10 protein-coding genes and 1 pseudogene are annotated in these 11,180 nt (G+C 45.2%); all 11 read left to right on the forward strand.

What is annotated here, in order from left to right:
• Nucleotides 1-28: 28 nt before the first annotated feature.
• The 11 genes and pseudogenes from RIG27_RS21540 to RIG27_RS21590 all read left to right on the forward strand — a co-directional run bounded on the left by RIG27_RS21540 (nt 29) and on the right by RIG27_RS21590 (nt 10,426).
• Nucleotides 29-178, forward strand: a complete 150-nt coding sequence (locus tag RIG27_RS21540) for a DUF2887 domain-containing protein (RefSeq protein ID WP_446348554.1) — start codon at nt 29-31, stop codon at nt 176-178.
• Between the two features lie 12 nt (nt 179-190).
• Nucleotides 191-715 (forward strand): hypothetical protein, encoded by a 525-nt coding sequence (locus RIG27_RS21545; protein ID WP_446348540.1) that lies wholly within the window; start codon nt 191-193, stop codon nt 713-715.
• Nucleotides 716-1,427: 712 nt separating this feature from the next.
• The gene (locus RIG27_RS21550; RefSeq protein ID WP_446348542.1) at nt 1,428-2,003 is read left to right on the forward strand and encodes a type III-B CRISPR-associated protein Cas10/Cmr2; all 576 of its coding nucleotides are present in this window, start codon (nt 1,428-1,430) and stop codon (nt 2,001-2,003) included.
• Nucleotides 2,004-2,009: 6 nt separating this feature from the next.
• A complete protein-coding gene (locus RIG27_RS21555; RefSeq protein WP_446348544.1) occupies nt 2,010-3,215 on the forward strand; it encodes a Cas10/Cmr2 second palm domain-containing protein in 1,206 nt (401 codons plus the stop codon).
• On the forward strand, nt 3,188-4,294 hold the full coding sequence (locus RIG27_RS21560; protein ID WP_446348546.1) for a type III-B CRISPR module-associated Cmr3 family protein: 1,107 nt from the start codon (nt 3,188-3,190) through the stop codon (nt 4,292-4,294). Before RIG27_RS21555 ends, RIG27_RS21560 begins: the two co-directional genes overlap by 28 nt.
• Nucleotides 4,275-4,556, forward strand: a pseudogene (locus RIG27_RS21565) (type III-B CRISPR module RAMP protein Cmr4); the annotation flags it as partial. The gene RIG27_RS21560 and the pseudogene RIG27_RS21565, both read left to right, overlap by 20 nt.
• Nucleotides 4,557-4,594: 38 nt before the next feature.
• A complete protein-coding gene (locus RIG27_RS21570; protein ID WP_446348556.1) occupies nt 4,595-4,996 on the forward strand; it encodes a hypothetical protein in 402 nt (133 codons plus the stop codon).
• A 619-nt stretch (nt 4,997-5,615) separates the two neighbouring features.
• Nucleotides 5,616-7,331 (forward strand): RAMP superfamily protein, encoded by a 1,716-nt coding sequence (locus RIG27_RS21575; protein ID WP_446348558.1) that lies wholly within the window; start codon nt 5,616-5,618, stop codon nt 7,329-7,331.
• A complete protein-coding gene (locus tag RIG27_RS21580; protein ID WP_446348548.1) occupies nt 7,331-8,869 on the forward strand; it encodes a hypothetical protein in 1,539 nt (512 codons plus the stop codon). Before RIG27_RS21575 ends, RIG27_RS21580 begins: the two co-directional genes overlap by 1 nt.
• A 437-nt stretch (nt 8,870-9,306) precedes the next feature.
• Entirely contained in the window at nt 9,307-9,540 is a 234-nt protein-coding gene (locus RIG27_RS21585) for a recombinase family protein (protein WP_446348550.1), read from the forward strand.
• Nucleotides 9,524-10,426, forward strand: a complete 903-nt coding sequence (locus RIG27_RS21590) for an RNA-guided endonuclease InsQ/TnpB family protein (protein WP_446348552.1) — start codon at nt 9,524-9,526, stop codon at nt 10,424-10,426. Before RIG27_RS21585 ends, RIG27_RS21590 begins: the two co-directional genes overlap by 17 nt.
• Nucleotides 10,427-11,180: the final 754 nt, after the last annotated feature.

Genomic DNA, 11,180 nt, shown 5'->3' on the forward strand with positions numbered 1-11,180 from the left:
ATCTGTTGGGGTGAATATTGTTAAGCTAGTGATTGAGCGGGAACAGGCAGCCCCAGAACAGGCAAGGCGTTTGATTGAACAAGCTCAAGTTCAGATAACGGATGAGACGACTAAACGGAACCTGATTGATTTAATAGAAACCATCATTGTTTACAAATTACCGAAAAAAAGCCGATAGGAGATACAAGCTATGTTAGGATTAAGTGACCTCAGAAACACTAAAGTTTATCAGGAAGCCAAGCAAGAAGGGTTAATAGAAGGAGAACAAAGAGGTGAACAACGAGGTAAACAAAAAGCCAAGTTAGAGGCTATACCTCGGATGATGCAGTTGGGTGCAAGTGTGGAGATGATTGCGGAGGGTTTGGATTTACCCTTGAACGTTGTTCAACTAGCAACACAGTCATTTTCTGAAGATAATGTGGCTGCGTTTATTGAAGTTTTAAATAATCGCCGTTCGCTTTTTTCGGCTCAAGATTTAGCGGAGTTGGTGGAGTTAATCAAACCTTTACCGGATCAAATAGAAATTCTATCTGATGCGATCGCACAATGGTGTAAGCAGGATGTCCATTCCCCACAGCGTCAGGCTTGGCGGAATTGTCTCTCTGCTAAGGTGGCGGCGACGGTGGAGGAATGGTTGGCTCAAAATCTGGAAACACTGGAGACTCTATCCTATTCGGTTAATAAGGCTAGGTTGCAACAGGCGATTGAGCGATAGTAGAGATGTAGTATGCTACGTCTGGGAACAGGGGGAGGTTGCGATCGCGCTTTCCTTTCTCATACCCTAAGCTATAAGTTGGTCAGTGTCTCAGCAATTTGATACCCGTTGGCGAAATTTTGACGGCTGAAAGCGAGGGCGAAAAACCGGGTCAGCCGTCAAAATCGCTGTAAGGTTTGCATAGTAATGGTTTTAGCGTTTTAAGATCTTGAATAATTGCAATTTAGTGTCAATAAGCGGGGCTGAAATGAACCTGAAAATGTCAGCCGTCAAAATCTGCATTAGAATGCATGGCTGTAGGGGCTTTCAAGCTTCAGGGTTTCCCACTCGCTGGGAAAACAAATTGAATGGAAACCATTCCCCTCTTGCTGCTAAGTAAGAGGGGATTCAATTAGACATCTCCAGAAATGAGATATTGACCTAGACAGCGTAAGGCTTTCAGATTCTTTTTTGGAGATGTCTATTCATCGAAATCTTAAGGGCACGGCAATGCCGTGCCCCTACCTGTCCATACCTAAACCCCAATCTTAAAAAACCTACTGGCGTGGCACACCTTAATTGGTGGATTAGCATTGTAGGGGCACCATCCTTGCGCCCGGTTTAAAGGTCAAATCTATTCCACAATTTTAGCTGTGTCAGTCCACTACCCTTGTGAGACTGCAAAAACTCCCATCAATCCTGCCTTCTTGCACTAGCCTCACATCCCGAACAATTGCTACAGTACAGTCTAGACACCCAAACCTCAAGGAAACAAGCCGTGTCTGACTACACCGCCGCCAGCTTTGCCCCCGTACAAGGCTTTATCGAAAAATCCCGCAAACTACGAGACTTGTATGGTTCATCGCTGATTTTATCCTTTTTAAGTTCTAAACTGGTGCAAAAGGCAGAATCCTTAAACCTCACGGTGATCTCCCCCGGATTACCCCATGTCGCCAAAGGAATGCCGAATCGGATTCTAGTACAAGGGAAATTTGACCGCAATTTAGTCAAAACTACTCTATTAACCGAATGGCAAACGATACTCACGATCTGCCGAGAGTGGATCGAAGATAACCTAGGTATCCCCAAAAATCAGTATTGTTGGTCACAAACGGAAGCCGATCAAGGACATCAGAAGGGAGAATGGGAACGCTGGGGCAGTTATACCTGGGAAGTCTTTTGGGGTTATGGTGACTCCGTACAAGCCGCCATGGATGACTTGGAAACCCGCAAACTCAAGCGCGATTGGATTGCGATTAACTGGATGGGGGAAAGTTCCAGTTTAACCGGAACTGATGCGATCGCGTAGCATCAATTGGGGAAGTTTAATTCTCATCCGGGTCATACACTCAGCCCATCGGAACGGGAGGAGATGGAACTATTTTATCGGCGCTTGTCTTGGCTACTGGATAATCCGGATTATCGGGTGGGACAATCGAGTCTATCTCTGGCAGAATTGAGAGAACGACAATCCCAACCTGATCAAATTGGTCGCTATATTGCCCCGAATGAACGGTTAAGTATTCCGGAATTAGTGAAGCGTTTAGTTACCTACGATAAACTCGCCGATACAATTGGACTCGATAGACTCAAAGCCAAACCCGATGACCCCGAATTTAAAGATATTATTCGCAACCCCGGATATTGGACGGGTTGGTTTATGGGGGATGGTGACAAAGTGGGCGATAAATTAAAACATCTGGCAAGTCGCCCTGATGAACCTCGTAGAGACGTGACCGTGGAACGTCTCCCTCCTGATGCAACGAATCTCCAACAATTTACCCATTTAATCCGAGAATGGGGACAAGACTTTCAGGAAAAATCTGACTTATTTCCCCAGGGAAAAGGACGAGTCATTTATGCCGGAGGCGATGACTTTCTCGGTGTTTTATACAGCCCCGAATCCGACCCTTCCACGCCACCAGACAAGGTTAAACCGATTGAAGCTTTGCAGTGGTTATTAACCTTAGAACAGCATTGGCAAGACCAACAACAGCAGATTAAACACCAGTTAAATCTAGACTTTACCTATAGCGTTGGCTTCGTTTGGGCAGGACATCAAGTTCCCCAACGAGACATTTTACAACATTGTCGAGACGCCGAACAACGGGCCAAAAATCAAGGACGCGATCGCGTGACGATTCGGGTGGTGTTTAATAGTGGTCAATATGTCCAATGGACTTGTCCCTGGGACTATTTACACGTCCTAACCCAGTATCGCGATCGCGACGGCAAATCCTGGGGAGAGGAACCCAATTGGAACCATATTTATAGTGATTGGGCGCAGTTAAAAGCCCGTCATGGCATTCGCTTAAAGGAAATGCAAGGAATGCCGATTCGCAAAAATATCGCCTTGGCGATTTTTGACCTGTATTTTAATCAGGCGGGAGAAACCTTCAACCAGAAGAATAAATGGAGTGATATTGCTGGCGATAACACCAATATCGTTATCGTTAATTGGATTAACGACTTGATTCAAGTAGGGTGGCAATTATGTCAGACAACTCCTTCAAATACTTAATCGCCGTCAAGCCATTAGGCTTCATGTATGGTAGTGCTGGTGCCTTTTTATCACCAGAGAACCTCGTCGGGCGATCGGGAACAAAATTCCCCCCGGATGCGGCAACGATGGCGGGATTATTTTTTCATGCTAATCAAGAACATCAGTTTACCAATCATAAAGACTTAAGCAATACTCTGGTTGTCGCGGGTGCTTTTTGGGCAGAACGGGATGACCCAAAAGACTTTTATGTGCCGATTCCTTGGCATCAAGTCGTCGCCGAAAAAGAGGACGATGAATGGTATTTTGTCAAGAAAAAAATCCCCTCATCAGCAGCCAGTGACACCGATGAAACCAACTGGATTCTCGGTCAGTATCGATGGCATCGGGATAACAAAAACCTCAATCCCGATTATACCTGGCAATCGATTTATAGCTGGAACTTACCCGCCGACGAACTTAGAGAACGTCAAGCCGTTAAGACAGCCCCCTGGGAGTTTATCCCCTTTTTACATCCGCAACTGAAACAGCAAGAACGTCACGTCGTTAACCAAGATGGACTCTTCTTAGAAAATGCCGTACAACTGGATCAAAAGTATTGCTTAATCTACCTGGCAAACTATGAACTCTCTAGCGGCTGGTATCGGTTGGGCGGGGAAGGACATTTAGTCGATATTCAGACGCATTCCCTCTCAGAAACCCACAAAATCAATAAACTCTTGCGCCAAAAGATTCACCATGCCTTTGCCCTGATTACCCCCAGCGTTTGGGGGTCAAATAAACTCTCCTATCGCTATCCCCACCATCCCAAATTTCCCCATCAGGGACTAAAAATGCTCACCGATAGACCGATTCCTTACCGTTATCGTATCGGTGAATCCCACCCCAAAGACGCTGAGAAACAGGACTATGATTCGAGTAAAACAGGACGCTTAAGTCGGGGACGCTACGCCGTTCCTCCGGGAAGCGTCTACGTGTTCAAACACCCCCTAAATCTGACCTGGTGGGATTTTCCTGATGAATGGTTTCCCAAAGAAGGATTCCCCCTCAAGCATTTAGGATGTGGCTTATGTTTACCCATTAGTCGTTCTCAGCGATAACGATATCGCCATGGTGCATGATATGGCATTATATCGTCAAAGTCGGGTAAAACTCTTAGACGAGATGAAAAAAGTCGAGAATTTCTTCAATGTAGAAGCCTTACCCGAAGCCAGCGTCTTAGTCTTTCCCATCGCCCAGAAGAGAACCGGGTGGAAACCCTTTGACGAGAAGGCATCCTTAGAATTATATTTTGGCGGATTAGAATCAATTGGATTTGGTCGGTGTCGGGTATTCATTCAGCAGAAAAACCCTGACAAATGACCAATGACAAATGACAAATGACAAAGGACAAATCAACCATGGCTTGGCAAGCTTACGAACTAGATCACATCGCCCAAAAATTAGTCCTAGACGCCCGCAGACGCGATCCCCAATCCCTAAATCAATCCCATAAAATGCGGCTAGCAGTCGCCTATGGATTAGAACGATTTTGGGGAGAACATTTGCGACTGCAAGGGAGAGAAGACAGCAAATCCCATTATTGGAAAGACACCTGGGATGCATTACACAACCTGATGAAAAAAGCCGGAGTAATCATTCCCAATGACCCGGTAAATCCTAACCAAGTCAACGAAATTCAAGCCATGTCCGAGAAATTATGGCAACTCTCTATTGAGGATCAACGAGTCGCGATCGCGGTTTTAACTCAACTGTGTGATTGCATTGTTTGGTGGACACAACGATACAAAATTAGCAAGTAAATTAAAGATAACGTATCCGTCCCCCAATTATCAATCGTAGGGTGCGGTAGGGTGCGTTAGCGAAGCGTAACGCACCATGGATAACGCTAAACTTGGGGAATCAATTGTCCATTTTACACATCAGTTATCGGTGTTAACGTTAGCAATATTCCCCCTCACCCCCAACCCCTCTCCCACCTTGGGGAGAGGGGAGCAAGAAAACAAAGTAAGCTATATTTTTTATCATAAATCATTCCGGTTCCCCTTCTACATTGATGGGAGAATGGGTTAGTGCGGTAGGGTGCGTTAGCGAAGCGTAACGCACCATAGATAACGCTAAACTTGGGGAATTAATTGTCCATTTTACACATCAGTTATCGTTGTTAAGGTTAGCAATATTCCCCCTCACCCCCAACCCCTCTCCCACCTTGGGGAGAGGGGAGTAAGAAAACAAAGTAAGCTATATTTTTAAGCATGAATCAATCATTCCGGTTCCCCTTCTCCCTTGATGGGAGAAGGGGTTAGGGGAAGAGGGTGAACCAATGTTAGTCTAGTATAGAATCAACCGCGTATTTTTAGGGTGCACGTCGGTGCGCCCCTACGATTTCCCCCATCAGGTAAAACGCCACTTGACCAAATCATGAACCCCATCCCCAACGCCTACAAAAAAGTCCCAATGATGTTCCGCGCCCAAATCCGGGGACGCAGCCAACTCCACTACATTGACCCCCATAAGGAAAAACAAGATGTCCAATATTGGGCAGAAGAATGGATTGAAAAAGCCGAATTTATTCCCCTCACCAATCAAGACGATAGTCAAAACGACACTTACCAAACCCAAACCTATCAAATCCGCTGGCGATTCGTCACCAATGGCGGACAAGATGATGGCATGATTCGCCCCGTTATTGGGGGTTATGGCATTCCATTTTATCCCGGTAGTAGCATGAAAGGGGCATTCCGCCAAGCCTGTGAACAAGCCGAACAAGCAGGAACAATTCCCCCGAATCGCTGCAATCTTTACTGTGGCGATGAAACCAATATCACCCCAGGAATCCTCCGCTTTCAAGGCGCTTATCCGATTAATGATTGGACAGAAAACTTAGTCGATTTAGTCCATCCCCAGCAAGGATGGCAAGTGAAAACCCCAAATACTAGAGGGAAGCATCTATTAAGAGGAGAAAGTGCTTATGCGTTAGTGTCTTTAGTTCAACCAAGCTTACGATTTGGTATCTCTAGTAGTAAACCCCTATCTACCGAACAATGGCAAGAAATATGGCAGATTTGGCAATACGCGATCGCGGCGGGTTTAGGAACCCGAGTGAGTGCGGGATATGGGCAGGTTGAGACCGATTCTACTTCAATTTTATATCAGGTTCGGGTCAAGGGACAAGGACAAGCGGCTAAGTTAATTGATGACACCGGAGAATTTCGTCCCACTATATTTCGCGCCAGTTTACGGGGTCATGCGTTACGTTTATTTGGGGGATTAACCAATGGAAAAACAGCGGAAGCATTAGTCGAACAACTCTTTGGTGGCGTGCAAGGAAAGGGAACCGTAGGACTCTTAAAATTAGGGTTTGAAACCGAGGAGTTACGGTTAGGGACATTTGGTCAAAATGGGTATGAACAGCCCACCTATAACGTGGAAGGAGAGATGATTTGGTCATTAACCCGCCCCCTCCCCGATGATCAACACGCCGCCTTACAAAACCTCGTCACGGATTTAATCTGGTTTGCTATGGTATTTGGTGGATTTGGGAAGTCTTGGCGACGGGCAGATCATCGCTTATTTTATCCCGATGATGAGTATGAAAAGTTAATTGGTTGTCATTGGCAATGGGCGGGAGAAATTGACCGCAAAAATGCCTTTCGCGTCCGGAGTCCTAAAACAATCAGCAAGTTTATTAATTCTGTCTTATACAGGGCGAAAACCTGGATGAAATTACAAGGAAAAATCCCCAATCCTAATCATCCTGCCAATTGGCGCGAATCCTGGCATCCCTCTCGCGTCCAAGTGTGGGGACGATGGGCAAAAAATCGGGATGAATGTGTGGCGATTGATTGGTTACATAAACCCTATCAAAAAGGTATTGTTCGCGGCGAAAAAGACAAAAGTATTAGACGGACATCGGTAACCGGAGAACTGGGTCAAATTGGTCGCTTGTGGCATCGAATGTACCCACCGAAACGCCTCTGGATTAAGAAAGAGGGAAAACTTGAACCGATATCGACGAATCGGTTTATTGAGTTATTAACTCTGTTTCCGGACGAGTCACCGGAATTTAAGCAGTTTCTCGCGTTTCTTCAGCAAAAGCCAGAGGGATTTGAATTATTGTGGGGAGGAAAGAAATAATGGCAATTTGGATAGTTACGATTGGTAGTAGTGATGTGCAATTAGACAGTGACAAAATTAGTAAAGAAAAGGGGCGAAGTAAAAACCAGTACAGTGAGAAAATGTGGACTGATTGGTATGATGATGATATTCTCGACGAATGCCATGATATTAAATTTGAACTCAAGCAAACCTATAACCATGTCAATCAACTTTATCGGATCGAACCCAGGGTATTGGGAACGGTTTATCAGTATCATTCCTCCCAGAGACAGGAACAGATTTGGTTGTATTTAACCTTTCCCCTGTTGGATACATTTGTGGAACGGTTAAAAGCAGAAACCGATCAGTTAGATCAAATTATCGTCCTGTTAACCGATCAATCCCAGATTTTCTCCGATAATTACACCCAGCGCAAAATTACCTGTCCCTATTGGCAAGATACCCATAAATTACAGCCCATTTTAGCCCGATATTTTCAGGCGGCGGATAAGTTTCCTAACACCCCCTGTGAATGGATTAACCTAGCGCCGAAATCAAATGATCCAGGATTAGATGATTGGGATTATGTTTTAACCCTAGTACGGGAAAAATTAGGTTCTCTCCAGTTGGAGAAACCGGAGAATCAGGAAGCCGAGAGTAAAACAATTTATGTCAGTCATCAAGCTAGCACTCCAGCCATTTCTTCAGCGGTTCAACTTGAAACCTTATTACGGTTTGGAGAAGGGGTTAAATTTTTAGTCTGTAGTGAATGGGATGAAACATTAACTCAAATTCTCCCTTGCTCAACCTACCTACGCGGGATTCGCCAACAAGAGGCAAAAACATTACTAGAACGCTATGATTATTCCGGTGTGAAAGCGATACTGGCTCCCTATTTAACCTCAGACGTAGCAATTTTATTAGACGCGGCGATTCTCTGGAATTCGGCGAAGTTTGATCAGTTTGCTCAGACGGTGTTACAGTATCCCGATAGTCAATTGGTGCAAAAGGTTCAGGAACGCACTCAGAAGTGTAACTGGTGGTGGACAGGGTTTGAAGCGGCGTATTTAGGAGTAGTACGACTTGAGCAAGGAAATACGGTTGAAGCGTTTTTTCATAGTTTTCGGGCGGTGGAGGGTTTAATTCGCTTGTTTGCCGATGCCAAGTATAAGGATAAAATCCAATTCAATAAATATGGCGCTCCTTATATTGAGTTTTTTAATAAAAATCGCTTTAACCTGTTCGGAAAACAGCTTTATCGTTTCTTAGACTATTGCTGCACCATTGACTCAGAGAAGGATAAGGATATTTGGCGGTTTGGCGAGGTGACATTTGACAAACGGAATCAGTATTTCCATCAACTGTTTGGCTTATCGGAACAAGACGTATTTGAGGCTTGGGATACCGATAACCGAATAGCTTGGGAAGCCAGAGTCTTAGGCTGTCTAAATTTTATCGCTGAACCCGATTCCCCATTCACCGCCTTAGATACCGCCAGTTTAATCTCCCCAATTCAGGATAAATTAGAACAGGCGATCGCACAACTGACTCAAACCGAACCCCCACAAAAAACGTAGGGGCGCACCGACGTGCATTGGTGTCAATTTAAGCCACAACCCCCTCACCCCCTGCCCCTCTCCCACCCTGGGGAGAGGGGAGCAAGAAAGGTGTTATATTCCAGACATAGGATGAGGGTGAAACGCTTGCCAGTATTAGTTCTCACCTTAAGTTGACACGGATGACCGACGTGCGCCCGATTTAATCAAGTTAATTGTAGGGGCGGGTTTAGGGATTTAATTTCGCCCCCTACCGATAACCTTTCAACAAAACCCGCCCTCATCATCAACAATTCAGGCATAAATCGTCCCAGATGATCAATAACTGGATGACCCGGTTTTCTCAGGCTGGCGATTAATGGTATAATCTCGATCAAACGCTAATCTAACTGGTCATCAACGGTACGATATCGATTCCGTCGTCAATCTAGAGGGCGATACAAGAATCATTTTCCTCTATGCCAGAGTTAGCTCATACAAACAAACAAAAATCAGACCTTGAACGACAAGCTGACTACCTGCAATCCCTGTTCACAGACTCCAAACTTGTCAAAGAAGTCGGCTCAGGACTCAATTACAGACGCAAAGGGCTTCTTTCCCTTTTGGGACAAGTTTTGTCAGGAAACGTCAGAGAAGTTGTGGTCTGCCACAAAGACCGACTTGTCAGGTTCGGTCTTGACCTTATCAAATAAATCCATTCGGTTTCAAAAGGACAACTGGAAAAAGGGAACGTTTTACCCGACACAGACCAGGGGATTAAGTTTTAAGGCAAGTGAGCCAATTATCGATAAAATGCAGCATGAACCTGCCTTGGTCTTGGACAGAGGGCGTTGGTTTATTTGTTATGCCATAGATGCACCCAAGCCTGAACCTCTGGATAGCCAACTAGCTATCGCTCTAGACCCTGGCGTAAGAACATTCTTGACCGGGTTTGATGGCTCTGAAGTCTGGGAGGTTGGCAGATATGATATAGGGCGCATTTATCGGTTAGCCAGTCACCTTGATAGGCTGATGTCTCGAATCGGTCTATCTAAGGGACGCCAGTTTAAACGCTTGCGGTATCGGTTGCGAAAAGCGGCACAAAAGATTCGGATTAAGATCCGAAATTTGGTAGATGAGTTGCACAAAAAAGCAGCTAACTACCTATGTACCAAGTACAAGATAATATTTTTGCCCACGTTTGAGGTCAAAAACATGGTCAAACGGGGTAAACGACGGCTATCAACTAAGACCGCGCGAAAGCTGGTTACGTGGTCGCATTACCGTTTTAAGCAAACGTTGAAGCATCAAGCAGCTAAATATGGCTGTGTTGTAGTAGACGTAACGGAAGAGTACACCAGTAAAACCTGCTCAAAATGTGGTCATGTTCATACAAAATTAGGAGGCAACAAACAATTCGTTTGTCCCTCCTGTGGTCATACTATTGGGCGTGATATCAATGGCGCTTTCAACATTCTGTTGAAGGACCTGCAGAGATACCTCCACATCTGGCGTGATAGCCTCATTCCAGATTGTGCCATACTCAGAAACTTCCGGCAATTGCCAGATTTTTCCGGGTTAAATGTATCTGAACCTTGAAAAGTGAATAAGATAGCGGCGAAATCGACCAATCGACGCATCTCGCCAAATCGCTGAAACCCTATATTTTTCGTTGAGATGCGTCGATGCTTTACAGGACAAGGATTTGAGGGATGTGTTGGCGGCAATTTTTGGCTGGATATGGTATAGTTTTTGGAGATGCGTCGATTCTAACGCTGAAACCCAGTCTGGGTAAGGCGTCCTGAGCGAACTCTTCCCACTCGCTGGGAAAACAAGTTGAATGTAAACTCGCAAGGGTAGCATACATGCCCAGAAGTTAATACAGCATTCTTCCCACTCGCTGGGAAAACAAGTTGAATGGAAACAGGGTACACACCCTGTAACCTGAAAATCAGACAAAAAAAAGGGCACGGCATTGCCGTGCCCCTACCTTTCCTCTATCAAATAAACCTATTGAATTTTGCGATATCCTCTACCCAACCCAATTAATAGACACAACGCTAAAGTCGTCAGGGCAACCTGGGGACAAACAGCAAAACGTGCGAAAATAATCGCGCTGAAGGTGGCATTGTTAAGGATTCGTCAGGAAAACCTGGGGAAATTAACCAACAATGCCATCTTCTCAACTCTGCCCCCCAGTTGGCATCCTATCCTTGAACAGACCCTAACTAATTACAAGTAATCTAGTTAGGGATTCTTGCCCTGCTGTTACCACTGGGAACCGCTGTTCTCGGTGGGTATCAGGAACTTTTGCCTTTATACCCCTCCAAGCCATTTCTGAATCGGAGCTAAG

The sequence above is a fragment of the Coleofasciculus sp. F4-SAH-05 genome (assembly GCF_040222985.1).
GTDB lineage: Bacteria > Cyanobacteriota > Cyanobacteriia > Cyanobacteriales > Coleofasciculaceae > Coleofasciculus > Coleofasciculus chthonoplastes.

What these genes read in the sequence shown, in the direction of transcription:
- RIG27_RS21545 (WP_446348540.1), top strand. Translation starts at nt 191, where the DNA reads ATGTTAGGATTAAGTGACCTCAGAAACACTAAAGTTTATCAGGAAGCC.
- RIG27_RS21560 (WP_446348546.1), top strand. Translation starts at nt 3,188, where the DNA reads ATGTCAGACAACTCCTTCAAATACTTAATCGCCGTCAAGCCATTAGGC.
- RIG27_RS21570 (WP_446348556.1), top strand. Translation starts at nt 4,595, where the DNA reads ATGGCTTGGCAAGCTTACGAACTAGATCACATCGCCCAAAAATTAGTC.
- RIG27_RS21575 (WP_446348558.1), top strand. Translation starts at nt 5,616, where the DNA reads ATGAACCCCATCCCCAACGCCTACAAAAAAGTCCCAATGATGTTCCGC.
- RIG27_RS21580 (WP_446348548.1), top strand. Translation starts at nt 7,331, where the DNA reads ATGGCAATTTGGATAGTTACGATTGGTAGTAGTGATGTGCAATTAGAC.
- RIG27_RS21585 (WP_446348550.1), top strand. Translation starts at nt 9,307, where the DNA reads ATGCCAGAGTTAGCTCATACAAACAAACAAAAATCAGACCTTGAACGA.